The organism is Pseudoduganella sp. UC29_106 (genome assembly GCF_044055365.1).
Lineage (GTDB): Bacteria > Pseudomonadota > Gammaproteobacteria > Burkholderiales > Burkholderiaceae_D > Rugamonas.
Genome location: NZ_CP171977.1, coordinates 2,547,022 through 2,572,071, shown reverse-complemented (window position 1 = coordinate 2,572,071; position 25,050 = coordinate 2,547,022). Strand labels below are relative to the sequence as shown.

Genomic DNA, 25,050 nt, shown 5'->3' with positions numbered 1-25,050 from the left:
AAAAGCCGCCCAACGGGCGGCTAAATCATTCATGCCATGATGGTACACAGTGCAGCCATGAATGAGGAGACAGGCGAAAGTATAGCCCTCCTATGTGACAACATTGTGACCGGCAACAAATATTTCCGAGGTGCACTTTGCCCTGACCAGGCAAAGATTAATGAATCCCCTTCATAAGCCCAAGCAATCCGCGCCCGCCCCACCCCTTTCGTTCACCGCTACCATGCGGCCTTCCCGAACTGAAAGGACCTCTCATGACTGTGAAAGCCTATGGCGCCTATGCTGGCGACAAGCCGCTTGAATCCATGGACATCACCCGCCGCGCGCCGGGTGATCACGATGTGCAGATCGAAATCGCCTACTGCGGCGTATGCCACTCGGACCTGCACCAGGTCCGCGCGGAATGGCAAGGCACTCTCTTCCCCTGCGTACCGGGACACGAAATCGTCGGGCGCGTGTCCGCGGTCGGCGAACACGTCTCGGACTTCCGGATCGGCGACCTGGTAGGCGTCGGCTGCCTGGTCGACAGCTGCCGGCACTGCGAGGAATGCGAAGCGGGCCAGGAAAACTATTGCGACAACATGGTCGGCACCTACAACTTTCCGACCGCGGACCACCCAGGCCATACGCTGGGCGGCTACTCGCAGCGGATCGTCGTCAACGAGCGCTTCGTGCTGCGCGTGCGGCATCCTGAAGAACATCTGGCCGCCGTCGCGCCCCTGCTGTGCGCAGGCATCACCACATATTCCCCGCTGCGCCACTGGAATGCCGGTCCGGGGAAGAGCGTTGGCGTGGTTGGCATCGGCGGCCTGGGGCACATGGGCATCAAGCTGGCCAAGGCGATGGGTGCCCGCGTGGTCGCCTTCACGACTTCGGAATCGAAGCGCAGGAATGCCCTGGCGCTGGGCGCGGACGAAGTGGTCGTTTCGCGCGAGGCCGGCGCCATGGCGGCCCAGGCCAAATCGCTGGACCTGATCATCAACACGGTGGCGGTGCCGCACGATCTCGATGCCTTCACCGCCCTGCTGAAGCGCGACGGAACCATGGTGCTGGTCGGTGTGCCGGCCTCGCCACATCCCTCGCCCCAGGTATTCAACCTGATCGGCAAGCGGCGCGCGATAGCCGGATCCATGATCGGCGGCATCCCGGAAACCCAGGAGATGCTGGACTTCTGCGCCGAGCATGGCATCGTCGCGGACATCGAATTGATCCGCGCGGAGGAAATCAACCACGCCTATGAGCGCATGCTCAAGGGCGACGTCAAATACCGCTTCGTGATCGATAGCGCCACGCTGGCGGGTTAAACGATGCAGCCACAGATTTCCGCAACCGCGTCCATGCGCGAAAACACGCCGGCGGCGTGGGGCGGCGTGCTAGCCATGTCGCTCGGCGCCTTCGTACTGGTCGCATCCGAATTCATGCCCGTCAGCCTGCTGACGCCAATCGCGGCCGACCTCCACATCAGCGAGGGGCAGGCCGGGCAGGCGATTTCCGTGTCCGGCGCCTTTGCGCTGGTAACGAGCCTGTTCATCTCGTCCCTGGCCGGGAAGCTGGATCGCAAGGCACTGCTGCTGGGGCTTACGCTGCTGATGATCGTTTCCGGAGCCGTCGCAGCGCTGGCGCCGGACTACATGGTCTTCCTCGTGGCGCGGGCATTTATCGGCGTCGCTATCGGCGGCTTCTGGTCGATGTCCGTGGCGACAGCCATGCGCCTTGTGCCGGACCATCAGGTGCCCAAAGCCCTGGCCATCCTCAATGGCGGCAATGCGCTGGCGACAGTGGTGGCCGCACCCCTGGGCAGCTTCCTCGGCGCGATCATCGGCTGGCGCGGCGCCTTCTTCAGCGTAGTGCCCGTCGCGGCGCTGGCCCTTGGCTGGAAACTGGCCAGCCTGCCGCCGATGCCGGCCGGCGCCACGGGCAGCGCAGGAAGCGCGCTCGCGCTATTCCGGCGTCCGCCCGTCGCGCTGGGCATGCTGGCGGTAAGCCTGTTCTTCATGGGCCAGTTCGCGCTGTTCACCTACCTGCGTCCATTCCTGGAGACGGTGACCCAGCTTGGTACGACGCAGCTGTCGCTGATGCTGCTCCTGATCGGCGTCGCAGGCTTCATCGGCACCACCCTGATCGGCGGCCTGCTGAAAGAAGGCTTGTTCCGCGTCTTGGTCGTCGTCCCGCTGATCATGTCGGCGATTGCCGTGGCACTGATTATCCTTGGTGCTTCCGCGATGGCCATCGCGCTCCTGCTTGCCGTCTGGGGACTGGTCGGCACCGCGGCGCCGGTCGCCTGGTGGACCTGGCTGGCGCGCACCCTGCCGCAAGATGCGGAAGCAGGCGGCGGCCTGATGGTCGCGGTCGTGCAGCTGGCGATTGCTTCCGGCGCGACCGTGGGCGGCATCCTGTTCGACAGCCTGGGCTACCGCGCGACCTTCGGCTGCAGCTCTGCCGTGCTTGCCCTTGCGGCCTTGATGGCAGTCCTGGCCGCGCGTGCCAGCCGTCGCCAGTCGGCGTAGTAGAATCGGCCGTACTTCAACCAGAGCCGCAGACCAGATGGCACGCGACAATATCAGCGACATCCTCGTATTTCTCGCCGTCGCCCGCGAGCGCAGCTTCACCCGCGCCGCCGCCAAACTGGGGCTGACGCAGTCGGCGCTTAGCCACATCATCCGTTCACTGGAAGCGCGCCTCGGCGTTCGGCTGCTGACGCGCACCACGCGCAGCGTGTCGCCAACCGAGGCGGGTGAACGGCTGCTGCAGAATGTGGCGCCGCGGCTGGAGGAGATCGACGCGGAGATCCTCGCCGTCAGCAATATGGGCGACAAGCCGGCCGGCACCGTGCGCATCACCGCCATCGACCACGTGATCGACAGTGTGCTCTGGCCGCGGCTTGCGCCCGTGCTGCAGCAGTATCCGGACATTCACATCGAGCTTAGTGCCGACTACCGCATGATCGACATCGCCGCCGAACGTTACGACATCGGCGTGCGCTGGGGCGACCAGGTCGAGCAGGACATGGTCGCGGTGCGCCTCACGCCGGATATGCGCATGATGATCATCGCCTCCCCGGCCTACTTCGCCCACCGCCGCGTGCCGCTCAATGTGCAGGACCTGTCCAGGCACAATTGCATCGGCCTGCGCCTGGCCACCAGCGGTGGTGTGTATGCCTGGGAGCTTCGCCACGAAGGACGCGAGCTGGAAATGCGCCCGCACGGGCAAGTGATATGCAATGGCGCATACCAGATCCTGCAGGCGGCGCTAAGCGGTTGCGGCATCGGTTTCCTGCCGGAGGACCTGATTGGAAGCTACGTCCGCGAAGGGCGCCTGATGAGCATCATGGAAGACTGGTGCCCCACCTTCCCCGGGCTGCACGCCTACTACCCCAGCCGCCGCCACTCCTCGCGCGCCCTGGCGCTGGTGATCGACGCGCTCCGGTTCAAGGACTGAGCGGCTCCTGCGCCACGTTTACCCAGGTCGCCTTGACGAGTTGCACCAGCCGGTCCGGTTCCACGCGTACGGCGGCATTGGTCGCACCGGCGGCCGGCAGCACCACATCGAATTTGTTGAGGGTTTGATCGGCAAAGATCCGCAGCGGTTTTGGCAGGCCGAACGGGCAGACGCCGCCGACCGGGTGGCTGGTCCACTCCACCACTTCTTCCGCGTTGAGCATTTTGGCCTTGGATTGGAAATGCTCCTTGAACTTGCGGTTGTCGATCCTGGCGTCGCCACCCAGCATGAGGAGGATGACTTCATCTTTCAGCCACAGGGACAAGGTCTTGGCAATCTGCGCGGGATGCACGCCGTGGGCGTCGGCCGCTTCGGCGACGGTGGCGGTGCTGGTGGACTTTTCCAGGATCTCCAGGTCAGGCGCATGCTCGGTCAGGAATGCGCGGACGGACTGCAAACTCATTTTCGAACTCTCTTCACGGCGCTAAAGGTGTGATAATACCTCGTCCGCAACCGGAAGGAATGACCGTGCTTCACGTACCCGATGATTCTGTCCTCGTGCTGGTGGATTTCCAGCCGCGCCTGATGCCCGTTATCCACGACGGCGGCGCCGTCGTCAATCAGGCGCTGCGCCTGGGCCGGATTGCAGGGCTGCTTGAGGTGCCCGTCATCGGCACCGAGCAAAATCCCGAGGGCCTCGGCGAAAACCTTGCTGACATCAAGGCCCTGTGCTCCCATACCGTTATCAAGCACCACTTCGACGCCAGCGCGGACGGCCTGGCCGATCATTTGCCGGCCGGACGCAAGCGGGTCATCGTCGCCGGCTGCGAGGCCCATGTCTGCGTGCTGCAGACGACCATGGGCCTGATGGCGCGCGGCCTCGATGTCACGCTGGTCGCCGACGCCATCGGCTCACGCCGGCCGCTGGACCGCGATACAGCCATCGCCCGCCTTGCCAGGGCCGGCGCCGAGATCGCGACCGCGGAAATGGTCGCATTCGAATGGCTGCGATCCAGCCGGCACCCGCGTTTCCGCGAGGTGCTGGCCCAGATCAAGACTTAGAAGCGGTAGCGCAGCGACACGCTGACCGTGCGCGGCGACTCCGGGCGGAAGGAGGCCACGCCGGCCGCGCCTACCACAGCGCCCAACCTGCGCACGTCCGCCAGCGAACCCTGGTCGATACCACCCGATGGCGTGATCTTGTTGAACAGGTTGCCGGCGTTCAGGCTTAGCGTCAGCTGCGGCGAGATTTCATAGTGCAGGAAGGCGTTCACGATTGCCCTGCCCTCAACCTTGAAATTGTTGCCATTGTTCGACCACACATCGCTCTGGCCGACGATCGAGGCACCAACGGTCAGCGGGCCAAAGGAGTAGCGCGGCGAGATCGTGTACAGCCAGTTCGGCGTACCGCCGGGAACATTGCCGACCGCGCTGCTGCCGTTGGCCTGGCCGACCAAGTCGCGCGTGATCTTCGCCTTGGTGTAGACCGCGTTGGCATTGATCGCGAAATCACCTACCGTGAACACGCTCTCCAGTTCCAGGCCGTCTGCCTTGTAGCCGATCACATTCAGCTTGGGGCCGACGGTACGGGTCTGGTCGTAGTCGTATTCATTGACCGTGGCATGGAACAGGGTGGCGAACAGGCCGTAATTGCCCCAGCCAGTCTTGCCGCGCCATTTCGCGCCAATCTCGCTCTGCTTGACGGTCGCGATCGCCGCATCGCCTGCGCCGGCGCTGAGCGCGCCCGTCACCGGGTCGATATTGGACGAGAACAGCAGGCGGTCGGCAATGGCGCGGCCGCCCTTGCTGGTGCGGGCGAAGACGCTGAAATCCTTGCTGGCGCGCCAGTTGGCGCCGATCGAATACGAGGTAAAGCCGACGTCGTAGTTGATCGGATGGGCGTGGGCCACATCCGCGACCAGCACGTTGCGCTCGGCGCCATCGATCTTGCCGTCGCCGTTCACATCCAGCCCGCCAGCCAGTTTCACCGGACCGGAATAGGTACCGGAAGCGCTCATGCGGTCATGACGTACGCTGCCATCGATATCGAAATTGCCCGTCTGGAGATTCAGCGACAAATAAGGCGCATCGGTCGTGTAGTGCGCGTCCACATCGCGCGCGCAGCAGCCGCCCCATTGGGTGTTGTAGCCGGTAAGGCCCATGCTGGTCAGCGGGACGCCGCTCGCGTCGCGAATATCGATCAGCGCGCCGTTGCGTCCCACTTCCATCAGGCGCTCGCTGATCGCCCACTGCTGCACGACATCCTGCTTCGAATGGTAAAAGCCGGCGCGCGCGCCGAGAGTGCCCAGGCCCAGCTCGAACTTCTTCGACACGCTGACATCATTGGCGAGGTGGCCCATGTCCGGCGCCTGGGTATTGATGGCGGCGTTCTGCGAGATGAAGCCGGTGGCGAGATTCGCCTGCGTCACCGCCTGCCCTGCACGCGGGCCGTTTGCATACACAGCGCTTGCGCCGGCGCCGAAGCCACCGATAATGTCGGCCAGGGAGTTCAGGTTCAGGAACTGGGTCTGGAACGAAGACTCGTTGCGCGACACCTTGAACTTCTCATCCAGCACAATGCCGTTGGCGAATTCATTGTGCATCTCGAAGCCGACGGCGCGCGACTTCATCGTGATGCCTTTATTGAGATTGGCGTTGCTGATGGCCGTGCTGCCCGGCCCCACCACCGGCACCGTGGCGTTATAGATCGAGAAGGTCGCGTCCTTGCTGACATCGAGACCGGGCACGGACTTGAAGCCGCCCACGGTGTTACCGTCGATGCTGACGAAAGCCGGCATCGACGTATAGGTTGGCGCTTTCTCGTCCAGCAGCTTGAAGTTGAAACGCACATAGCCCTTGCCGCCATTGAAGTCGTGCGTGACATTGCCCTTCAGCTGATAGCCGTCCAGCGCCGTGAAGTCGGCCTTGCGCGGACCTTCGCCGGTGCGGTAATAGCCGCCGACGTGATAGCGCCAGCTGTCCGCCAGCTTGCCGCCAACCTCCCCGTCGATCCGCGTTTCATTGAAATTCAGGCCGCGTGTGATCCCCAGGCTGCCGCCCTCCTCTTCGCCGGTCTTGCTGATGTAGTTAATCACCGCACCCGGCGCGTTGGAAGCGAAAGTCGACGCTGAGCCGCCGCGCATGGTCTGGATGCGGTCCACATTGGCGTCGTAGCGCACGAAATAGTCGTTGTTGGCGAAGTTCATGTCGCCGTATTCCACGACCGGCAGCCCATCTTCCTGCAACTGCACATACTTCGAACCGCCGGAGGAAATCGGCAGGCCGCGCACCGTGATATTCGAATTGCCGCCCGGCCCCGCCGAACTTTCGGCGCGGATGCCCGGGATCAGGTGCAGCACTTCGGCTTCGCTGCGCGGGCCGAAGTCCGCAACCTGCCGGTTATCGACGTCGGAAACCGATACGGAACTGCGCATCTTGGATTTGCCCTCGGAACTGGCGGTAACGACCACCGTCTCGAGCTTGAGTGCATCTGCCTGAGGTGCCGCTGCCTGTTCTGCCTGGGGTGCCGTCGCCTGCGTTTCCTGGGCGTGCGACGGTGCCGCGATCAAGGCGGCAAAGGACGAGGATGCGAGCAATGCTGCAATCGGTTGCAGTCGCAGGCGCTGGGGATGCTGTTGCATGGTATCTCCTGAGTATGTTTTGAACTTATGTCCGGCATCGAACATTTATAGATTAGACCGTGAAATCAACAATTACAATCGATTGCAATGCGCAGTTGCCAGGCCGCGACGATATTCCTAAACGATATAGAAAACGCGCCAAGTTGCATAACCGCCAAGCACCGTACTGGGCTACCATCACCTAACAACAATCGATTGCAAGAGCTAAAACCAGGGAGACTACATGCCAAAACTTCGCCACCTGCTCAGCTGCCTGAGCAGCGTATTGATGATCCATGCAGCGCACGCCGAGCCAGTCGGCCATATCGAGATGCCGCAAGCGCGCTTCGCCACCGGCGACGACCCGCAGCGCGCCAAGCCCGGATTCGACGACAGCCGCTGGGCCACCATCGACACCCAGCACAATTACGAGAAACAGGGATTCGACGGCTACGACGGCTATTCGTGGTACCGCATCCACGTGACCATCCCCTCTTCCCTGAAAAAGACCAGCGACTGGCCGCAGCGCCTGCGCGTCTACCTTTCCGGCATCGATGATGCGGACGAGACTTTCCTGAACGGCGTCCCGATCGGCAAGACCGGCCGCATGCCGGAAGACCCGGGCGGTTTCGACGGGCGCTGGCAAACGGTGCGCGACTACCTGGTGGACATCGCCAAGGTGCCGGTGAACTGGGACAAAGACAATGTCATCGCCGTGCGCGTGTATGACGGCGTTGGCGGCGGCGGCTTCTACAAGGGCGTGCCCTACCTCAGCATCCCGAACCGCTCGGACGGCCTGCGTTTTGGGCCCGAGCGCTCCAACATCGATTTCCAGCCAAACGGCAAAGTCGCGCTCACGCTGCACGTCGCCAACCAATACCCAACGCGCCAGCAAGGCAAGCTGGAACTGGAACTGTTCGACCAGCGCAGCGGCAAGGCCCTGCAGCGCCGCAGCACTGCACTGGCGATTGCTCCGGATCAGGCCCGCGAATTGCGCTGGGAGCTGCCGACCGGTCCCGGCGTGGAAGCGCGCCTGCGTTTCGTGGATGCGCAATCGGGCCGCAGCGTTACCTCGCGTCTGCCCTTGCCCTACCTGCTGACGCCACCGGATGGCGATGCCCCTGCCATTCATGGTGCACGCGTGCTGGGCGCCCGCCCAGGCACGCCGCTGGTATTCCGCATCCCAGCCACCGGCAAGGCGCCCCTGCAGTTTTCCGCTGACGGCCTGCCGACCGGCCTGACCCTGGATGCGGATACGGGCATCATCCGCGGCATCACACCGGCCGCCGGCTCTTATGCGGTCACGCTGCATGTGAAGAACAGCGCGGGCACATCAAGCCGCACCTGGACCCTGCAAGCCGGCGACAAGCTCGCCCTCACGCCGCCGCTGGGCTGGAACAGCTGGAACGCATTCGGCGTCAACGTGAGCGATGCACAGGTCCGCGCCAGCGCGCGCACCTTGATCGATTCCGGCCTTGCAGCGAAAGGCTGGACATCCGTGAACATCGACGATGGCTGGCAGGCGTCTGCCCGCACGGCCGACGGCGAACTGCTGGGCAATGAGCGCTTCCCGGACATGAAGGCGCTGGGCGACTACCTGCACAGCGTGGGCCTGCGCTTCGGCATCTACTCCTCGCCAGGCCCCACCACCTGCGGCAAATTCCTGGGCTCCTACCAGCATGAGGCGCAGGACGCGGTCACCTATGCCAAATGGGGCGTGGACCTCCTCAAGTACGATCTATGCAGCTATTCGGACATGATCGCCAAGACGCCCACGCTGGAAGCACACCAGAAGCCTTACCAGCTGATGGGCGCCGCGCTGCAGGCGCAACCGCGCAGCATCGTCTACAGCCTGTGCCAGTATGGCGAGCAGAATGTGTGGACGTGGGGCGCCGATGTCGGCGGCCAGGCCTGGCGCATGACGGGCGATATCCTCGATACGTGGGAAAGCGTGCTCGAAACGGGCTTCAGCGCCGCGCCCTACACGCAATTCGTGGGTCCGGCCAGATGGAACGATCCGGACATGCTGGTGGTGGGCCACGTCGGCTGGGGCGATCCGCGTCCATCACGCCTGACGCCAGACGAGCAATACAGCCATATCAGCCTCTGGAGCCTGCTGGCCGCCCCGCTGCTGCTGGGGAATGACCTGAGCAAGCTGGATGCCTTCACCCTGAACCTGCTGACCAATTCGGAAGTCCTCGCCATCAACCAGGATGCCCTGGGCAAGGCGGCCGCCCGGGTGCGGGACCAGGAAGGCTGGCAGGTGTGGGTCAAGCCGCTGGAGGATGGCGGCAAGGCCGTCGGCATCTTCAATATGGACGGCAAGTTCCGCCGCCTGCGCCTCGACCCTGCCTTGTATGGCAAGGGACAGGCGGGCCAGCCCTACCAGGCGCGCGACGCGTGGCGGCAGAAGGCGCTGGCGCAGACCTCCGGCGAGATGGATGTCGAGGTTCCGGCCCACGGCGTGCTGTTGCTGACGGTTCGTTAATCAGGGCGCGAAGTCCTTAACGGAAGACCGGAATCGTGCCGGCGGAGGTGCGCCGGTCGCCCGCCTCCCTCAGCTTGCGCGCCAGTTCGGCGATCCGGCGTTCGCCCTGCTCAAGCGCGGCGCCGGACGTGTGGACCGAGTAGGAACCCAAGTGCAGCGTGTGCGGATGCGGCACGGCCGAACCGAGCACGAAGACGGCCGGCTCGCTGCCAGCGGCGGACAACTCCACCGGCGCCTCGCCCGGCTCGAAAACCACCATCTCGCCCGCGCTCACAGGCGTGCCAGCGTCCAGCGCCCCTCTCGCCAGCGCCAGCCAGCCAACCGTGTGCCCGGCCGGTGGATGGTAAGTCCAGCGCGCGCCCGGCGCCAGCGTGACCAGCAGATAGTTGATGCCTTCCGGCGCAGGCACCGGGCTTTGCACGCCCTCATGGCTGCCGACAATCACGTGCGCCGGCCCGGCGGCAGGCATATCTGCGGCTTCGATATAACGGCTCACCGGCTCGCCGTTTTCCAGTTCGGGCGGCAGCGCGAGCCAGAGCTGGAAGCCCTGGATGTGCGGCACGGCGTCGGGCGTCATCTCCTTGCCATGCCATACGCCGCCGCCGGCGCGCATCCATTCCACGCCGCCATAAGCAATCGTTCCGGTGCCGGCCTGCGGATCGTTAAAGCGCATTCCTCCTTCCGTGAAGACGGTGACGGTGGCAATGCCGGAATGCGGATGCAGGGGCATCGAGCCCAGCGCCTGCAGCGTGGCGCCACCGGCTTCGAAGATGTCCAGGAAGACGAAGGGCTTCACGATGTGGCCGAGGTCCGATGGGCTCATCAGCCGTGTGATGGGGCCATGCCCGTGGCCGCGCGTACGCCGCGCGATGCGCCGTGGAGTGTTCATTGCTCGTTCCTCTCGGTATAAAATCGTAACTAAGGCTGGCAATGTAGCGACAAGCGCCGCCGCACACAAGGACGCACACGCAGGGAAGCGAGTCACATGAATGTAACCACCCCACCCCACGATCTCGAAAACGCCGACTGCCGGAAGATCAGCCAGGTGCTGGCCCGCGTGGGCGAGAAATGGACCATCCTGATCATCATGCTGCTCACGGCAGGTCCGCACCGCTTCACGGAAATCAAGCGCGCCATCAATGGGGTGTCACAGCGCATGCTGACGCTGTGCCTGCGCGAACTGGAACGCGACGGCCTGGTCAAGCGCACGGTCCGTTCCGTGATGCCGCCGCACGTGGAATACGAACTGACCCCGCTGGGCCTCTCGCTCACCGGCCCCGTTATCGCCCTCGGCAACTGGGCCAGCGCCCACATCGCAGACATCGACGCGGCCCGCGCCGCGTTCGACGCCCAGAGTCAGGCTTAAGCCATGTATTGCCCGCCGTTGGCGCTGAATGTGGCGCCGTTGATATAGCCGGCATCCTCGCTGACGAGGAACTGGACGATGCGCGCCACCTCGTCCGGCTGGCCAAGCCGGCCGGCGGGAACCTGGGCGACGATCTTTTTCAGCACCTCCTCCGGCATGGCGGCGACCATGTCGGTAGCGATATAGCCCGGCGCGACGGCGTTGACCGTGATGCCTTTCGCCGCCGACTCCAGCGCCAGCGCCTTGGTGAAGCCAATCATGCCCGCCTTGGCCGCCGAATAATTGGTCTGCCCGAACTGGCCCTTCTGGGCATTGATGGAGGAAATGTTCACGATGCGGCCGAAGAACCGTTCGCGCATGGGTTCAATAACCGCACGGCACATATTGAAGCAGGACGTGAGGTCGCTGGCAATCACCTCGCCCCAGTGGGCCGGCGTCATCTTGTGCAGCATCGCATCGCGGGTGATGCCTGCATTGTTGACCAGAACATCCACCGGCCCGCCCAGGTCCTTCACCACAGAGGCAACGCCGCCTGCACAGGCTTCGTAATCGGCGACATCCCACTGGTAAGTCCTGATGCCGGTTTCCTGCCCAAACGCTTCCGCCGCGGCAGCATTGCCATGAAAGACTGCCGCAACCCGATACCCGTCATTGGTAAGCCGGCGGGCTATGGCGGCGCCGATGCCGCGCGTACCTCCGGTGACGATCGCAATTCGTTCCATGCTGTCCTCCCTGCCCGGAAATGGATGAAATCAAGTATGGCTCTTTTGGCAAGCATTTAGCAAGCGATTCCAGCCCTGCCGCGGCAATCGTGTGCAATTTCGTTCAAGACGGCGCGCGGCAAGCCGCACAAACTGTCTCCAATCAGTCAATGAAGGAGGCAGGCAATGCACGGTGATCTTGTAGCGATGGCGGTGTTTGCGCTGATCGGTGCCATAACGCCAGGGCCGGTGAATCTCCTGGCGCTGCGATATGGCCTGGACGGCGGACTGGCGCGGCCCCTGGGGTACGTGGTGGGAGCGAGCAGCAGTTACGGCATGCTGGTCTGGCTGGCCGGCATGGGAGCGGGCCTGCTGCTCGCTCACCCGGGCATGGCGCAATTGATCCAGTGGGTCGGCGCCGCCTACCTCGCCTGGCTGGCCTGGCGCATCGCCACGGCGCCCTTTCACGGCGGGGATGGCGGGGACGGCGCCGCCAGTCCGGTTTCGCCAGGCGCATGGCGCGCGCTGATGGACGGCGGCGTCCTCCAGGTGCTGAACCCGAAAGCCTGGATCGTCGCCGTATCCGGCGTGGCGCTCTTCGTGTCGGCAGAGAGCGGCGGCAAGCCAGCGCTGGTCAAATTCTGCGTGATTTCGGTGATCGGCTGCGCGGCCGGCGGCGCAGTCTGGGCCGCCGCCGGCGGCCTGCTCAAGGAACGGTATGCGCGGCCGCAACGGCAACGGCTGGTCAACCGCCTGCTCGGCGCGCTACTCGGGATCACGGTCATCGCCATGCTATTCTGAATGCCATGCCCGCCCTGACCTCCCACAAGATTTGCCGCGATACCGATGCTTCCTGGTGGGAGCTGCGCGTCAGCACCAATTCCAGCGACTGCTACCGGCCGCACACTCACGACGAGTATTCGATCGGCATCGTGGACGCCGGAACGGCCGTCTTCCAGCATCCGGAGGGGCCGACCGGCATCGGCCCGGGCGCCGTGGTGCTGATCGAGCCGCACGTGGTCCACTGCTGCAACCCCAGCGACCTGCAGCGCTGGACGTATCGGATGCTCTTCCTGCGGGCAGACTGGCTGCACGATGCCATGTCGCGCCACTGGGGCATCACGGTCTCGCGTCTGGAATTCCTTACCCGCTGCACGACCGATCCAGCGGTCGAAATGGCAGTCCACAGCCTGTGCCTCGCATCAGCCGATATGAGCCAGCGGCTCGCCGCCGAACTGCCACCGTTGCTGGCAACCCTGGCCGGCCCGGCCGGCGTCCGCGCCAATGTCGCCGTGCCGCCGGAGCTGTGGCCGGCCGAACCGCTCCTGCGGCATGAGGGCGGCGCAGAGCCGAGCGTGAAAGCCCTGGCTGAAGCCTGCGGCATGACGCCTTCGCGTTTTATCCGCCTGTTCCACAAACACTATGGCATGACGCCCGGCGACTACCTGCAAAACAGGCGCCTGAACGAGGCGCGTAGTCTGCTAGGCCAGGGCATGTCCATCAGCGAGGCGGCTTTTGCGATGGGCTTCGCCGACCAGGCCCATTTGCAGCGCACCTTCAAGGCGCGTCACGCCATGACGCCCGGCCACTATCGCGCTCCCCGGCGCTGACTGGTTTTGCCAAAGTCACAATCATGTAACCTGCAGGGAGTAGACTCAAGCGGGATATCGCTGACTTCCGAGGACAGGTGGACCATGAATCTTACCGAACGCATGCAAAAAGACATCATCGACAGCTACGACGAAGAACTCGAACTGGAACTCGATGACCGCGACCTTGATTCCGAAACGCTGCTGCCGCGTTCAGGCCGCAGCGAAGAGGAAAAAGAGGCGCGCCGGCTCTATTTCCGTGAGCTGTTCCGCCTGCAGGCCGAACTGGTCAAGCTGCAGGACTGGGTGGTCCACACCGGCCACAAAGTGGTCATCCTGTTCGAAGGCCGCGACGCCGCCGGCAAGGGCGGCGTGATCAAGCGCATCGTGCAGCGCCTGAACCCGCGCGTCTGCCGCGTGGCCGCCTTGCCCGCGCCCAGCGACCGCGAACGCTCGCAATGGTATTTCCAGCGCTACGTCGCCCACCTGCCAGCGGCCGGCGAGATCGTGTTCTTCGACCGCAGCTGGTATAACCGCGCCGGCGTCGAACGCGTGATGGGCTTCTGCACGGACGCGGAATACGAAGAATTCTTCCAGTCCGTGCCGGAATTCGAGCGCATGCTGGTGCGCTCGGGCATCCAGCTGATCAAGTACTGGTTCTCGATTTCGGACGAAGAGCAGAATGCACGCTTCCTGAGCCGCATCCAGGATCCGCTCAAGCAGTGGAAACTGAGCCCCATGGACCTGGAATCGCGCCGCCGCTGGGAGGACTACACCAGGGCCAAGGAAATCATGCTCGAGCGCACTCACATTCCCGAGGCGCGCTGGTGGGTCGTCCAGGGCGTGGACAAGAAACGCGCCCGCCTGAATTGCATCAACCACCTGCTGCAGCAAATCCCCTACGTCGAAGTCGGACGCCAGGAGATCCAGCTGCCGGAACGCGAATACCACGACGACTACGTGCGCCAGCCGCTGCCGCCGGACATGCTGGTGCCTGAAACCTATTGAACTTTTGATCTCCGTCATTCATTTGTCCGTTCCCGTTTCTTAGCATGGGAAGTGCATCGCATTCCGGCGATGAGTGACGGGAGGTCATATGGAACATCTCACTGAAGCCGCACGCGAGCGCGTGCTCGACATCCTGCGGCAAGCCCGCGACATGACGCTTGCGACCATCCGGCCCGACGGCTATCCACAGGCGACCACGGTCAGCTACGTCCATGACGGGCTGACCCTCTATGCCGGCATCGGGCTGGGAAGCCAGAAGGCGGACAATATCCAGCACAGCAGCAAGGTCTCGGCAACGGTCAACCTGGACTACGCCGACTGGCGCCACATTCGGGGCATCTCCCTTGGCGGCACGGCCGAATTCGTGCAGGGCGAGGAAGAAATCGGCCGCGTGGCCGAAGCGCTGCTGCGCAAATTCCCCGAGGCGAAGGAACTCGCGCCAGGTGGAGCCGCCCTGCCCTGGCAAGGCCTGCTCTTCCTGCGCATCACGCCCACAGTCATTTCCCTGCTCGACTACAGCCTGGGCTTCGGCCATACCGAGCTATATAACGTCTCAAGCTAGCGGGAGTCGCATGCGGGTGGTGCCGCTGGCGGTGTTCGGCGTCACCGTGAAGCCCAGGCGGCGCGCCAGTTGCAGGACGCGGTGGTTGTGCGGCAGCGCGTCGCCCACCAGCTCGCGGGTGCCGCGCGACCGGCAATAGCGGATCAGCTTTTCCATCAGGATGGCGCCCAGACCGTGGCCTTTCAGGTCCGAGCGGACGATGACGGCGAATTCGGCGCTCACATTGTCCGGATCGGCGACGGCGCGCGCGACGCCCAGCGTTTCGGCGACGCCGCCCGTGCTGACCGTCGCGATAAAGGCCATCTCGCGGTCGTAGTCGATCTGCGTCAGACGCGCCAGCTGGGAGGGCGGCAGCTCGCTCATGCGGGTGAACATGCGGAAGCGCACATCCTCCGGGTCCAGGGACTTGAAGAACGCCACGTGCAGCGGCGCATCCTCCGGCCGGATGGGCCGCAGCGTCAATTCACGGCCCTCCCAGCCGACGCACTCTTCCAGCTCGGCCGGATAAGGACGGATGGCGAAGCGCTCGGCACCGGGGCGCGATGCCGCGGCCACGCGCATGCGGGCGTCGAGGGCGAGCACGCCATCCTGGTCCGCCAGCAAGGGGTTGATGTCCAGCTCCACAACCTCCGGCAGGTCCGCCAGCAGCAGGGAAATCCGTACAAGCACTTCGCAGACTGCGTCCACATTCGCCGGAAGATGGTCGCGATAACCTGCCAGAAGACGGGACACACGGGTGCGCCCGACCATGTCCCGCGCCAGCACCGTGTTCAGTGGCGGCAGCGCCAGCGCACGGTCGCCTATGGTCTCGACGGCCGTTCCGCCCTGCCCGAACAGGAGCACAGGGCCGAACACGGGGTCGCTGGCAGCTCCCACGATCAGTTCCAGCGCCCCCGGCCGGCGCGCCATGCGCTGCACGGTGAAGCCGCGCATGTGGGCGCCCGGTCGCATCGCGTGCAGGCGCTCGCGCATGGCCTGGGCCGCGCTGCGTACCGCGTCGGCCGATTCCAGGTCCAACGCGACGCCGCCAACATCCGACTTGTGCGTGACGTCCGGCGACAGGATCTTCACGGCCACCGGGAAGCCGATGCGCTCGGCCAGCATGGCGGCGGCTTCCACACGGTCCGCAATGGCCGTCTCCACCACGGGAATGCCATAGCAGGACAGCACCGTCTTCGCTTCCGGCTCGGTCAGCACGTTGCGCCCGCACAGCAGCGCATCCTGGATAATGGCCAGCGCCTTGTCGCGCTCCGGTTGAAAGTCGCCAGCGCGTGAGGACGGCACTTCCATCAGTAATCGCTGGGCATCGCGGTAGCGCACCATTTGCAGAAAACCGCTGACCGCATTTTCCGGCGTGCCGTAACCTGGAATCCCGGCCTCCGCCAGCAGCCGCCGGGCCGGCGCCATGCCCTCTCCGCCCAGCCAGCAGGACAGGATGTTGCGGGACGAGCCTTGCGCCGCCGCAGCAACGCCGGCCGCCACTTCCGTGCCGGGCACGATGGCCGTGGGCGCATGCATGACCAGCACGGCGTCCACGCCCTCATCCTTCAGCAGCACCCCCAGCGCCGCAGCATAGCGTTCGCCGGGTGCGTCGCCGATAATGTCGATGGGATTGGCGTGCGGCCAGGCGGCGGGCAGCACCTGGTCCAATTGTTCCAGCGTTGCAGGCGACAGTTCGGCGAGCTTGCCACCGCCCGCGACCAGTGCATCCGTTGCCAGCACGCCCGGGCCGCCGCCATTGGTCAGGATGGCGAGCCGCTCGCCATTCAGGGGCCTGGCGCACGCCAGCGTTTCGACCGCATCGAACAGCTCCTCGGTGGTCTGCACGCGCAGCATGCCGGCGCGGCGGATGGCGGCATCGTAGACATCGTCCGCTCCTGCCATCGCGCCTGTATGCGAACTGGCAGCCCTGGCGCCTTCCGCCATCCGCCCCGCCTTCACCACGATCACCGGCTTGGCCCGCGCGGCAACCCTTGCGGCGGACATGAACTTGCGCGCCGCGCGTACATCTTCCATGTACAGCAGGATGGCGTGAGTTTCGCTGTCTGAGGCCAGGTAGTCCAGGATATCGCCGAAGTCCACATCCGCGCTGTCACCGAGCGAGATGAAGCGCGAAAAACCGATATTGCGAGAATGGGCCCAGTCCAGCACACCGGTCACCATGGCTCCGGACTGCGAAACGAAGGCCAGCTTGCCGGGCAGCGCCGCCATGTGCGCGAAGCTGGCATTCAGCCCGATGCCCGGCGCCAGCAGGCCGACGCAGTTCGGACCCAGTATCCGCAGCAAATAGGGCTGCGCCGCCGCCAGCATCGCATGCCTGAGCCGCGCTCCTTCTGATCCGTTCTGGCCATTCAGGCCCGCCGTCAGCACGACCGCAGCGCGGCATCCCAGCGCACCCAGCTCCTCTATCAGCCCGGGCACCGTTGCCGGCGGCGTGCAAATCACCGCCAGGTCCGGCACGCCGGGCAGGTGCGATACACGGTGAAAGACTTCGCACCCGGCCAGCATGCGGTACTTGGGATTGACCGGATATACGGGACCGCGGAAATCGCCGTCCAGCAGGTTGCGAAACACGGTCGCCCCCACGCTATGCGGCCGCTCCGAGGCGCCAATCACCGCGACAGACTTCGGCTGGAACAGATATTCGAGATTACGTGTGCTCATGGTCTTCTCCCGCGCTTTGACCCACGCACAGTAGCGGGACGCAACAACTAATCACATGATCAAGGTCAAATATCGGCCACTTCGCTCTTCCTTGATCTGGATCATGCAAATGTCCGCCCCGGATGCCTAGCATGGACGTGGTTACTCACACAGGGGCAGGCATGGACCAGGCCACAGAATTCGCGCCGGATCAGGTGGATATTTCCGACGAGTTACAGCTGCTGCTCGCAGAAAAGCGCACGGCCTTGTCCCTACTGCGGACCGGGATCACGGTATTTGCGCTGCCGCTGTCGGTATTGAGCCTGCTGGTTGCCACGTCCGGCAATTACCGCTTCAGCGAAGTGGCGGCGATGCTGTTGCCACTTCTTGTGCTGGTTGCCTGCCTGATCCTGCTGGCCTGCTACCTGGTAGTTCGGGCGGTGATGGCCGTGCATCGGACGGACCGCCTTCTGGCCGGGTTAAAGAGCCGCAGCCAGGCGCTGGCTGCGCTGATCGAATGACGAATGGGAGTGAGCATATGAAGCAATCCTTTCTTCCTTTGGGCGCAGTGCTGGGCGATCCGGCGATTGACACGGCGCACGGCCTTGTTTTCGAAGTGCTGCAAAAGACCCTGCGACTGCCCGTGGAACAGTTCCGCACCAGCTACGGTGAAGTGGTCAAGGGCATGGAAATGGACTTCCGCCGTGAGGAAGAGCTGATGGAAACCTTCCAGTGTCCGGACGCGCGCCTGCATCGCGAACAGCACGCCCGCATGCTGGCCGGGCTGCACCATGCCGGTTCCGCCCTGCAGCAGGGCGACGACCAGCAGGCTTACCTGGCGCTGCACGCGCTGGCGGAGTGGCTGCCCTTCCACATCGCCACGCAGGACCGTCACCTGCTGCGCGCCGTACGCGAACGCGGGCCCGCGCACAACGGCCAGCCCGTTTAGCCTGCAGGATCATGGACATCCAGTTTCTCGGCGCCACAGGAACCGTTACCGGCTCCAGGTACCTCGTCACCGCACAGGGTTTCCGCTTCCTCCTGGACTGCGGCCTGTTCCAGGGCTACAAATCGCTGCGCATGCAGAACTGGGAAGCCCTGCCCTTTGATCCGGCGACACTGCACGCCGTCGTGCTGACCCACGCCCACCTGGACCACAGCGGCTATCTGCCTTTGCTGGTGCGGAACGGCTTCCGCGGCAAAGTCTACTGCACGTCCGCGACGCAGGACCTGTGCCATCTGCTGCTGCCCGACTCCGGACATCTGCTCGAAGAAGAAGCAAACTACGCCAACCGGCACGGCACCTCCCGCCACACACCCGCCCTGCCCCTGTATTCGGAGGCCGACGCAGTGCGCGCACTGCGCTCGCTGGTGCCTGTCGAATTTGGCCATGCGCAGAAATTATCCAGCCACCTGAGCATCGAATTCCTGCGCGCGGGCCATATCCTGGGCGCCGCCATCGTCCGCGTGCGCCATCACGGCCACATCCTGACTTTCTCCGGCGACCTGGGACGGATGCACGACCCACTGCTCGCTCCTCCCGAAGCGATCGCAGAAACGGATTACCTGGTGCTCGAATCCACTTACGGCGACCGCCTGCATTCGCCGGAAGACCCGGAAGTCCTGCTCGGGAAAGTCATAAGCGAAACCACGGCGCGCGGCGGCGTGGTCGTGATTCCGTCTTTCGCAGTGGGACGCGCCCAGCAACTCCTGTACCACATCGCAAGGCTTAAACAGCGCGGCGAAATCCCGTCCGTGCTGCCTGTTTATCTAAACAGCCCCATGGCGGCCGATGCCACGTCCATCTACCTGCGGCACCGGCTCGACCACCTGCTGGACGAAGCGCAGTGCGAGGCTGTATGCCGCACGGCGCGCATCGTCACCTCGGTCGAGGAATCGATCGCGCTGAACGAAAACCGCACACCCAAGGTCATCATCGCCGCCAGTGGCATGGCGACGGGGGGCCGTGTGCTCCACCACCTGGCGGCCTTTGCGCCCGACGCGCGCAATGCCATCGTCTTCGCGGGATTCCAGGCTGGCGGCACGCGCGGCGCAGCCATGGTGGGTGGCGCCACCAGCGTCAAGATCTTTGGCGAATATGTGCCAGTGCGCGCACGCGTGGTCCAGATCAGCAATCTCTCCGCCCATGCGGACCAGCAGGAAATCCTCGGCTGGCTGGGCCACCTGCAACGCCCGCCCCGAATGACCTTCATCACGCACGGCGAACCCGCCGCCTCGGACGCGTTGCGCCGGCGCATCGAGGAAACCCTGCAATGGCCCTGCCGCGTCCCGCAATACCGCGACCGTGCAGAACTGAGCTGAGGCCCAATTCGGGGTCAGCTCTGTCATTCGGACACGCGAACCAGTTCTTTGATATACCTCAATACGCAAATTCCCGCGTTTTAGCGTATTGAGATAAATCAAAGAGTTTGTCTGTGTGTCCGAATGACAGAGCTGACCCCGAATTGGGGGTTAATGGGGCGCTCGGGCGAGGAGGTCGCCGATTGAGTAGGGGGAAACGGGCGGCAGGACCAGGTTGCGGGCTGCGGCTTGTGCCTGGGTTTCGGCTTCGGCTTGCGACCACAGGTCCACAAAGGCGGTGCCGATGCAGCACACCAGGAAAAGGACCCAGGCCAGGAATTTGTTGCGGTACATGATTGTCTCCTTCTGCGGTTGATCCGCTATAGCTCCAACTTAGGAGATCGCTGGGTCGGCCGAATCGTCTGTTTGGACGATGCCCGTCTTACCCCGCTGGCGAAGAATCCTTGCAGACCGCCCACCCGGACGTGTTTCGCCAATAAGACAACAGGATCGCCATGCCCCTTCACTCCACTCCCTGCGCCGTGGTCACCGGCGCCGCCAGCGGCATCGGCCGCGCCATCGCCACCGCCTTCGCCGCACGCGGCGTCAACCTCCTGCTGGCCGATATCGACCGCGCCGCACTCGATGACACGGTGCGCCAGTTGGCCGAAATAGCGCCGGAAGTACACGTGACGCCAGTCATCGCTGACCTGTGCCGGCCGGACCAAGTGGCCGCCCTGGCCAGCCGTACCTTCGAGGAATTTGGCCGCGTCGACTGGCTGGTGAACTGCGCCGGCATGCTGCTCAGCGGCCGCAGTTGGGAGCTCGACGAACAGCAGTGGACGCGCCTGATGGATGTGAACTTGTGGAGCGTGGTGCGCGCCGCGCGCGCCTTCGTGCCGCGCATGCTGCAGCAGGGCCATGGCCATATCGTCAATATTGCTTCGCTGGCAGGCATGCTGCCCGCGCCGTGGCTGGCGCCATACACGGTGTCCAAGCATGGCCTGGTGGCGTATTCCGAAACCCTGCAGCAGGAGTTCCAGGCGCTCTCCCTGCCGTTGCGAGTGTCGGTCGTGCTGCCTGGACCGGTGGACACAGGCATTTGCCGCCACATCGAAACGCACGGCGGCGACGCTGCCGTCGACGGCACCAATACCTACCTGCGCGGCATGATCGCCGAGGGCATGGCGCCGGATGAACTGGCGCGCATCGTGCTGGCCGGGATCGACCAAAAGCAATTCTGGATCTTCCCCCACGCCGACATGCTGAAGGCGGCGCTGCGCCAGCGCCACGACATGCTGCAAGGCGCCTAGTCCGTATGGATGTAGTCCGCACCGCGCCGCTGGCATAGCCTAGTGCCAGTAACAACCAACCCCGAGGTCAACATGGACAAGCAAAAGACACAGCGCGAGCTGCGCGTGGTAGTGATGGGCGCCGGCATGGCCGGCATCCTGGCCGGCATCAAGCTGCGCGAGGCAGGATTCAGCAGCGTGGTCATTTACGAAAAAGCCGCCCGCGTTGGCGGCACCTGGCGCGAAAACACTTATCCGGGGCTGACCTGCGACGTGCCTTCGCACGCCTACACCTACTCCTTCGAACCCAATCCCGAGTGGAGCCGCTTCCTGCCGCCCGGCGCCGAAGTGCAGGCCTATTTCGAGCACACGGTGGCGAAGTACGGCATCGCAGACCTGATCCGCTTTAACGAGGAAATCGTCGGCTGCGAGTACCTGGACGGACGCTGGCACCTGACGATGAAGAGCGGCCTGCGCGACACGGCCGATATCGTGATCGCCGCCACCGGCGTGCTGCACCATCCGAAGCTGCCGGAGCTGAAGGGCCTGGCCAGCTTTGAAGGCAAGTCCTTCCACAGCTCGCGCTGGGACCACAGCGTGCCGCTCGACGGCCAGCGCGTAGGCGTGATCGGCAACGGTTCGACCGGCGTGCAGATCGTGTCTGCCCTGGCCGGCCGTGCAGCCAAGGTGTCGCATTTCCAGCGCACGGCGCAGTGGATCTTCCCGGTCGAGAACCTGCATTTCAGCGACGAACAGAAGGCCGCGTTCCGCAGCGACACCCAGCTGCTGCGTGACCTGCGCAATGAACCGACCTATCTGTCCAACGTCGAGCGCTTCACCAACGCCGTGCTGGACCCCGAATCCCCCGAAATCAAGGAAATCGAAGCGATCGCCCTGGGCCACCTCGAACGCAGCGTGCCCGATACGGCCTTGCGCAACAAGCTGCTGCCCGATTACCGGATCGCTTGCAAGCGCCTGATTTACTCGCCGGACTACTACAAGGCGATCCAGCACCCGGATGCGGCCCTGGTCACCGACGGCATTGAATGCGTGGAAGCCAGGGGCATCCGCACCCGCGACGGCAAACTGCACGAGCTGGACTTGCTGGTGCTGGCAACGGGCTTCAAGGCCGACCAGTTCATGCGTCCCATGAATGTACAGGGGCGCGACGGGGTAAAACTGAACGACGTGTGGGCCAAGCGTCCACGCGCCTACCTGGCGGTAGCGATTCCGCAATTCCCCAATTTCTATATGCTCAACGGCCCCACCGGCCCGGTCGGCAATTTCTCGCTGATCGACATCGCCGAACAGCAGTGGCAATACGTGTCGCAGCTGATTGAACTAGTGCGCAGCGGCGAGTACCGTGAAGTGGAAGCCACGCAGCAGGCGCTGGACGAATACGATGTCGCGCGCATCGCTGCGGCAAAGAAGACCGTATTCGGCTCCGGCTGCAACAGCTGGTACCTGGATGCAGAGGGAGTGCCTGCCACCTGGCCATGGTCGCAGCAGCGCTTCCGCGAAGCGATGACGGCGCCGAATATGGACCACTACACCCTGCGTGCCTGAGAGGTTGCCCATGAAAACAGCCATCGTTACCGGCGCAGCCTCCGGCATTGGCGCCGCTGTTTGCCAACAGTTGACAAAACAGCGGCATGCGCGTGATCGGCATGGACTTGCGCAGTGCGGATATTTGCGCCGACCTCTCCACAACAGCGGGCCGCGCCCGAGCGGTCGAAGCGGCACGGGCGCTGTGCGACAATAAGCTCGATGTGCTGGTGTGCTGCGCCGGCCTGGGCCCGCAGGCGGAACCGGTATCCGCCATCGCCTCCGTCAATTATTTCGGAGTGACGGCCCTGCTGGACGGCCTGTTCGACGCCCTGAAAGCCGGCGGCCGCGCCAGCGCCGTAGTGGTCTCGTCCAGCTCCGCCACCTTGCAATCGTGGACGGACAATCCACTAAGGCAGGCTTACCTCGAAGGCAGCGAGCAGGCGGTGCTGGCCATGCTGGAGGCCCTGCCGCCCGAGCAGGCCGGCTACGCCCCCTACGCCAGTTCGAAAAACGCGGTAGCCTGCGCCGTGCGCCAGCGGGCCGCTGCCTGGGGTGCGGCGGGCGTGCGCCTGAACGCAGTCGCGCCAGGCGCCGTGCAAACCCCGCTGCTGGAAGCGGGACTGGCCGATCCCCGCTATGGTGCGGCGATCCGCAACTCTACCGCCCCGATCGGGGCGCGGGCCCAGGCGGCGGACATCGCCGCCCTGATCGGCTTTGTCGCCGGCGACAGCGCACCCTTCATCCACGGCAGCGTGCTGTTTGCCGATGGTGGCATCGACGCCACGATGCGTCCTTATGATTTCTAGTCCTGAGAGAGTCCATCATGAGTAATTTGCTGTCTTCTCCGTCGTCCGCCGTGATTGTCACTGGCGGCGCTTCCGGCATCGGCCTGGCCTGCGCACAGGCGCTGGCACAGGCCGGCCGTCCCGTAGCGTTGTGGGACATCAATGCTTCCGCCGCCACCGAAATGGCGGCAGTCATCGAACGCGAGTACAAGGTACGCGCTATCGGCGTGGGCATCGACCTGGCCGATGCCTCCGCATTGCCCGCAGCATTGGCGACAAGCCGCGCCGCCCTGCCTCCGATCGGCGGCCTGGTTCACGCGGCAGGCATCGTGGACATGGGTTCCATTGCCGGCCTCACCCCCGAGCATTGGGACAAAGTCATGAACGTCAACCTGCGTCCGCTGGCCCTGCTGGTCAATGCCCTGCACGAGGATTTGCGCGCCAGTCCCGGCGCCGCCATTGTCGGCATCGCGTCCATCAACGCCACGCTCGGTAACGCCGTCAATCCGATCTACAGCGCATCCAAGGGCGGCATGCTGTCGCTGGTGCGTTCGCTGGCCGACGCGCTAGGCGCCGACGGCATCCGCATCAACGCCGTTTCGCCGGGCCAGATCCTGACGCCGATGATCAAGCCGGTGGTCGACCATCTGCCGCCGGGCGCCTTCGAGCGCCGCATCCTGCTGTCCCGCCTGGGCAAGCCGGAGGAAGTGGGCCGCGTCGCGCGCTTCCTGCTGTCGGACGAAGCGAGCTATATCACGGCGGCCGAAATCGTGGTCGATGGCGGCAATCTCTCCTCCCAGCGCATGTAAAGGACACCATATGGCACAAACTCCACTGATCGCTGTCGTCACCGGCGCATCGCGCGGCGCGGGCAAGGGCATCGCCCTGGCGCTGGGCGCAGCCGGCGCCACCGTCTACATCACCGGCCGTTCGCAGCGCGAGGGCGACGCCGCCCTGCCCGGCACGATCCACGCCACCGCCGCCGAAGTGACGGCCGCCGGCGGCAAGGGCATCGCCGTGGCCTGCGACCATACGGACGATGCCCAGGTGGCGGCGCTGTTCGAGCAGGTCCGCCGCGAACATGGGCGGCTGGACATCCTCGTCAACAATGCCACCTTCCTGCATGACCGCCTGATCGACAGGGGTCCTTTCTGGGAAAAGCCGCTGGACCTGGTGGACATCCTTGATGTGGGCCTGCGCTCCGGCTATGTGGCCAGCCATCATGCGGCGCCGCTGCTGATCGCTTCCGGCCGCGGCCTGATCGTTTTCACCTCTTCGTTCGGCGCCAGCTGCTATATGCACGGTCCGGCCTATGGCGCGCAAAAGTCGGGCGTCGACAAATTTGCCAAGGACATGGCGGTCGACCTGCGTCCGCACAATGTGGCGGCGGTGTCGCTGTGGATGGGGCCATTGAATACGGAGCGCACCAGGGCTGTATGGCAGCGCGAGCCGGAAAAATATTCGGCCTTCGAACCGCTGGCGGAAAGCCCGCAGTTTTACCGGCATGGTCATCGCCGCCCTGTACCGCGATCCTGCCATGATGGAGAAATCGGGCCAGGTGCTGATAGGCGCGGAACTGGCGGAGGAATACGGTATTCTTGATCTGGACGGCAAACAGCCTCCGTCGCACCGCGCCATGCTGGGCGGACCGGTTCAGGCACATCCTGCCATCGTCGAATAAGACAAAGGGCCGGCCTGCTCCCGCAGGC

General features: G+C 64.5%; 23 protein-coding genes and 1 pseudogene. 18 read left to right on the top strand and 6 right to left on the bottom strand.

The genetic code is table 11. The features are described from left to right. The first annotated feature begins 254 nt into the window (after window positions 1–254). From ACHMW6_RS13270 to ACHMW6_RS13260, 3 genes are read left to right on the top strand one after another with little or no spacing between them, the layout of a single operon-like run. A complete protein-coding gene (locus ACHMW6_RS13270) occupies window positions 255–1,304 on the top strand; it encodes an NAD(P)-dependent alcohol dehydrogenase (RefSeq protein WP_395407561.1) in 1,050 nt (349 codons plus the stop codon). A gap of 3 nt (window positions 1,305–1,307) precedes the next feature. Further along, window positions 1,308–2,507 carry an MFS transporter gene (locus ACHMW6_RS13265; RefSeq protein WP_395407560.1) on the top strand — a complete coding sequence of 400 codons (1,200 nt, stop codon included), beginning with the start codon at window positions 1,308–1,310 and terminating at the stop codon, window positions 2,505–2,507. Window positions 2,508–2,544: 37 nt separating this feature from the next. Continuing rightward, a complete protein-coding gene (locus ACHMW6_RS13260; RefSeq protein WP_395407559.1) occupies window positions 2,545–3,438 on the top strand; it encodes a LysR family transcriptional regulator in 894 nt (297 codons plus the stop codon). On the opposite strand, the gene ACHMW6_RS13255 is transcribed toward ACHMW6_RS13260, so the two are convergent. Then, entirely contained in the window at window positions 3,428–3,901 is a 474-nt protein-coding gene (locus ACHMW6_RS13255; protein WP_395407558.1) for a YbaK/EbsC family protein, read from the bottom strand. The genes ACHMW6_RS13260 and ACHMW6_RS13255 overlap by 11 nt on opposite strands. 65 nt (window positions 3,902–3,966) lie before the next feature. On the opposite strand from ACHMW6_RS13255, the gene ACHMW6_RS13250 reads away from it, so the two are divergent. Next, on the top strand, window positions 3,967–4,500 hold the full coding sequence (locus tag ACHMW6_RS13250; protein WP_395408603.1) for an isochorismatase family protein: 534 nt from the start codon (window positions 3,967–3,969) through the stop codon (window positions 4,498–4,500). Here ACHMW6_RS13250 and ACHMW6_RS13245 read toward each other — a convergent pair. Then, entirely contained in the window at window positions 4,497–7,079 is a 2,583-nt protein-coding gene (locus ACHMW6_RS13245; RefSeq protein ID WP_395407557.1) for a TonB-dependent siderophore receptor, read from the bottom strand. The two genes, ACHMW6_RS13250 and ACHMW6_RS13245, sit on opposite strands and share 4 nt — an antisense overlap. A 223-nt stretch (window positions 7,080–7,302) precedes the next feature. Between ACHMW6_RS13245 and ACHMW6_RS13240 the strand changes: the two genes are divergently transcribed. Next, window positions 7,303–9,546, top strand: a complete 2,244-nt coding sequence (locus ACHMW6_RS13240) for a putative Ig domain-containing protein (protein WP_395407556.1) — start codon at window positions 7,303–7,305, stop codon at window positions 9,544–9,546. A gap of 16 nt (window positions 9,547–9,562) precedes the next feature. Here the strand turns inward: ACHMW6_RS13240 and ACHMW6_RS13235 are convergent, their stop codons facing one another. Next, the gene (locus ACHMW6_RS13235) at window positions 9,563–10,435 is read right to left on the bottom strand and encodes a pirin family protein (protein ID WP_395407555.1); all 873 of its coding nucleotides are present in this window, start codon (window positions 10,433–10,435) and stop codon (window positions 9,563–9,565) included. 96 nt (window positions 10,436–10,531) lie between these two features. Here ACHMW6_RS13235 and ACHMW6_RS13230 point away from each other — a divergent pair, with 96 nt between their 5' ends. Then, window positions 10,532–10,912 carry a winged helix-turn-helix transcriptional regulator gene (locus ACHMW6_RS13230; RefSeq protein WP_395407554.1) on the top strand — a complete coding sequence of 127 codons (381 nt, stop codon included), beginning with the start codon at window positions 10,532–10,534 and terminating at the stop codon, window positions 10,910–10,912. Here ACHMW6_RS13230 and phbB read toward each other — a convergent pair. Next, on the bottom strand, window positions 10,909–11,634 hold the full coding sequence (gene phbB, locus ACHMW6_RS13225) for an acetoacetyl-CoA reductase (RefSeq protein WP_395407553.1): 726 nt from the start codon (window positions 11,632–11,634) through the stop codon (window positions 10,909–10,911). The genes ACHMW6_RS13230 and phbB overlap by 4 nt on opposite strands. Before the next feature lie 165 nt (window positions 11,635–11,799). Here phbB and ACHMW6_RS13220 point away from each other — a divergent pair, with 165 nt between their 5' ends. The 4 genes from ACHMW6_RS13220 (at window position 11,800) to ACHMW6_RS13205 (ending at window position 14,772) form a co-directional block, all read left to right on the top strand. Further along, on the top strand, window positions 11,800–12,414 hold the full coding sequence (locus ACHMW6_RS13220) for a LysE family translocator (protein ID WP_395407552.1): 615 nt from the start codon (window positions 11,800–11,802) through the stop codon (window positions 12,412–12,414). A 5-nt stretch (window positions 12,415–12,419) separates the two neighbouring features. Then, window positions 12,420–13,223 carry a helix-turn-helix domain-containing protein gene (locus tag ACHMW6_RS13215; RefSeq protein WP_395407551.1) on the top strand — a complete coding sequence of 268 codons (804 nt, stop codon included), beginning with the start codon at window positions 12,420–12,422 and terminating at the stop codon, window positions 13,221–13,223. Window positions 13,224–13,307: 84 nt separating this feature from the next. Next, window positions 13,308–14,210, top strand: a complete 903-nt coding sequence (gene ppk2 / locus ACHMW6_RS13210; protein ID WP_395407550.1) for a polyphosphate kinase 2 — start codon at window positions 13,308–13,310, stop codon at window positions 14,208–14,210. A gap of 88 nt (window positions 14,211–14,298) precedes the next feature. Beyond that, a complete protein-coding gene (locus ACHMW6_RS13205) occupies window positions 14,299–14,772 on the top strand; it encodes a pyridoxamine 5'-phosphate oxidase family protein (protein WP_395407549.1) in 474 nt (157 codons plus the stop codon). Here the strand turns inward: ACHMW6_RS13205 and ACHMW6_RS13200 are convergent. Beyond that, a complete protein-coding gene (locus ACHMW6_RS13200) occupies window positions 14,764–17,436 on the bottom strand; it encodes a GNAT family N-acetyltransferase (protein ID WP_395407548.1) in 2,673 nt (890 codons plus the stop codon). The two genes, ACHMW6_RS13205 and ACHMW6_RS13200, sit on opposite strands and share 9 nt — an antisense overlap. A gap of 131 nt (window positions 17,437–17,567) precedes the next feature. Between ACHMW6_RS13200 and ACHMW6_RS13195 the strand changes: the two genes are divergently transcribed. The 3 genes from ACHMW6_RS13195 to ACHMW6_RS13185 are packed head-to-tail and all read left to right on the top strand — an operon-like array spanning window position 17,568 to window position 19,737. Continuing rightward, on the top strand, window positions 17,568–17,936 hold the full coding sequence (locus tag ACHMW6_RS13195) for a hypothetical protein (RefSeq protein WP_395407547.1): 369 nt from the start codon (window positions 17,568–17,570) through the stop codon (window positions 17,934–17,936). Between the two features lie 17 nt (window positions 17,937–17,953). Beyond that, window positions 17,954–18,364, top strand: coding sequence for a bacteriohemerythrin (locus ACHMW6_RS13190; RefSeq protein WP_395407546.1), 411 nt, complete (start codon window positions 17,954–17,956; stop codon window positions 18,362–18,364). A gap of 11 nt (window positions 18,365–18,375) precedes the next feature. Next, window positions 18,376–19,737 carry an MBL fold metallo-hydrolase RNA specificity domain-containing protein gene (locus tag ACHMW6_RS13185; RefSeq protein ID WP_395407545.1) on the top strand — a complete coding sequence of 454 codons (1,362 nt, stop codon included), beginning with the start codon at window positions 18,376–18,378 and terminating at the stop codon, window positions 19,735–19,737. Window positions 19,738–19,887: 150 nt separating this feature from the next. On the opposite strand, the gene ACHMW6_RS13180 is transcribed toward ACHMW6_RS13185, so the two are convergent. Next, window positions 19,888–20,070: a hypothetical protein gene (locus ACHMW6_RS13180; protein ID WP_395407544.1), complete on the bottom strand. Its 183-nt coding sequence runs from the start codon at window positions 20,068–20,070 to the stop codon at window positions 19,888–19,890. Window positions 20,071–20,231: 161 nt separating this feature from the next. Here ACHMW6_RS13180 and ACHMW6_RS13175 point away from each other — a divergent pair, with 161 nt between their 5' ends. The 5 genes and pseudogenes from ACHMW6_RS13175 to ACHMW6_RS13155 all read left to right on the top strand — a co-directional run bounded on the left by ACHMW6_RS13175 (window position 20,232) and on the right by ACHMW6_RS13155 (window position 25,022). Then, on the top strand, window positions 20,232–21,029 hold the full coding sequence (locus ACHMW6_RS13175; protein WP_395407543.1) for an SDR family NAD(P)-dependent oxidoreductase: 798 nt from the start codon (window positions 20,232–20,234) through the stop codon (window positions 21,027–21,029). A 72-nt stretch (window positions 21,030–21,101) separates the two neighbouring features. Continuing rightward, the gene (locus ACHMW6_RS13170; protein WP_395407542.1) at window positions 21,102–22,574 is read left to right on the top strand and encodes a flavin-containing monooxygenase; all 1,473 of its coding nucleotides are present in this window, start codon (window positions 21,102–21,104) and stop codon (window positions 22,572–22,574) included. Between the two features lie 86 nt (window positions 22,575–22,660). Continuing rightward, a complete protein-coding gene (locus ACHMW6_RS13165; RefSeq protein WP_395407541.1) occupies window positions 22,661–23,362 on the top strand; it encodes an SDR family oxidoreductase in 702 nt (233 codons plus the stop codon). 17 nt (window positions 23,363–23,379) lie between these two features. Beyond that, entirely contained in the window at window positions 23,380–24,150 is a 771-nt protein-coding gene (locus ACHMW6_RS13160) for an SDR family NAD(P)-dependent oxidoreductase (RefSeq protein WP_395407540.1), read from the top strand. A gap of 10 nt (window positions 24,151–24,160) precedes the next feature. Beyond that, window positions 24,161–25,022, top strand: a pseudogene (locus ACHMW6_RS13155) (SDR family NAD(P)-dependent oxidoreductase). The last annotated feature ends 28 nt before the right edge of the window (window positions 25,023–25,050 follow it).

Bases quoted from the DNA above. Each gene is read 5' to 3' on its own strand.
- ACHMW6_RS13270 (WP_395407561.1), top strand. From the start codon at position 255: ATGACTGTGAAAGCCTATGGCGCCTATGCTGGCGACAAGCCGCTTGAA.
- ACHMW6_RS13265 (WP_395407560.1), top strand. From the start codon at position 1,308: ATGCAGCCACAGATTTCCGCAACCGCGTCCATGCGCGAAAACACGCCG.
- ACHMW6_RS13260 (WP_395407559.1), top strand. From the start codon at position 2,545: ATGGCACGCGACAATATCAGCGACATCCTCGTATTTCTCGCCGTCGCC.
- ACHMW6_RS13255 (WP_395407558.1), bottom strand. From the start codon at position 3,901: ATGAGTTTGCAGTCCGTCCGCGCATTCCTGACCGAGCATGCGCCTGAC.
- ACHMW6_RS13245 (WP_395407557.1), bottom strand. From the start codon at position 7,079: ATGCAACAGCATCCCCAGCGCCTGCGACTGCAACCGATTGCAGCATTG.
- ACHMW6_RS13240 (WP_395407556.1), top strand. From the start codon at position 7,303: ATGCCAAAACTTCGCCACCTGCTCAGCTGCCTGAGCAGCGTATTGATG.
- ACHMW6_RS13235 (WP_395407555.1), bottom strand. From the start codon at position 10,435: ATGAACACTCCACGGCGCATCGCGCGGCGTACGCGCGGCCACGGGCAT.
- ACHMW6_RS13230 (WP_395407554.1), top strand. From the start codon at position 10,532: ATGAATGTAACCACCCCACCCCACGATCTCGAAAACGCCGACTGCCGG.
- phbB (WP_395407553.1), bottom strand. From the start codon at position 11,634: ATGGAACGAATTGCGATCGTCACCGGAGGTACGCGCGGCATCGGCGCC.
- ACHMW6_RS13220 (WP_395407552.1), top strand. From the start codon at position 11,800: ATGCACGGTGATCTTGTAGCGATGGCGGTGTTTGCGCTGATCGGTGCC.
- ACHMW6_RS13215 (WP_395407551.1), top strand. From the start codon at position 12,420: ATGCCCGCCCTGACCTCCCACAAGATTTGCCGCGATACCGATGCTTCC.
- ppk2 (WP_395407550.1), top strand. From the start codon at position 13,308: ATGAATCTTACCGAACGCATGCAAAAAGACATCATCGACAGCTACGAC.
- ACHMW6_RS13205 (WP_395407549.1), top strand. From the start codon at position 14,299: ATGGAACATCTCACTGAAGCCGCACGCGAGCGCGTGCTCGACATCCTG.
- ACHMW6_RS13200 (WP_395407548.1), bottom strand. From the start codon at position 17,436: ATGAGCACACGTAATCTCGAATATCTGTTCCAGCCGAAGTCTGTCGCG.
- ACHMW6_RS13195 (WP_395407547.1), top strand. From the start codon at position 17,568: ATGGACGTGGTTACTCACACAGGGGCAGGCATGGACCAGGCCACAGAA.
- ACHMW6_RS13190 (WP_395407546.1), top strand. From the start codon at position 17,954: ATGAAGCAATCCTTTCTTCCTTTGGGCGCAGTGCTGGGCGATCCGGCG.
- ACHMW6_RS13185 (WP_395407545.1), top strand. From the start codon at position 18,376: ATGGACATCCAGTTTCTCGGCGCCACAGGAACCGTTACCGGCTCCAGG.
- ACHMW6_RS13180 (WP_395407544.1), bottom strand. From the start codon at position 20,070: ATGTACCGCAACAAATTCCTGGCCTGGGTCCTTTTCCTGGTGTGCTGC.
- ACHMW6_RS13175 (WP_395407543.1), top strand. From the start codon at position 20,232: ATGCCCCTTCACTCCACTCCCTGCGCCGTGGTCACCGGCGCCGCCAGC.
- ACHMW6_RS13170 (WP_395407542.1), top strand. From the start codon at position 21,102: ATGGACAAGCAAAAGACACAGCGCGAGCTGCGCGTGGTAGTGATGGGC.
- ACHMW6_RS13165 (WP_395407541.1), top strand. From the start codon at position 22,661: ATGCGCGTGATCGGCATGGACTTGCGCAGTGCGGATATTTGCGCCGAC.
- ACHMW6_RS13160 (WP_395407540.1), top strand. From the start codon at position 23,380: ATGAGTAATTTGCTGTCTTCTCCGTCGTCCGCCGTGATTGTCACTGGC.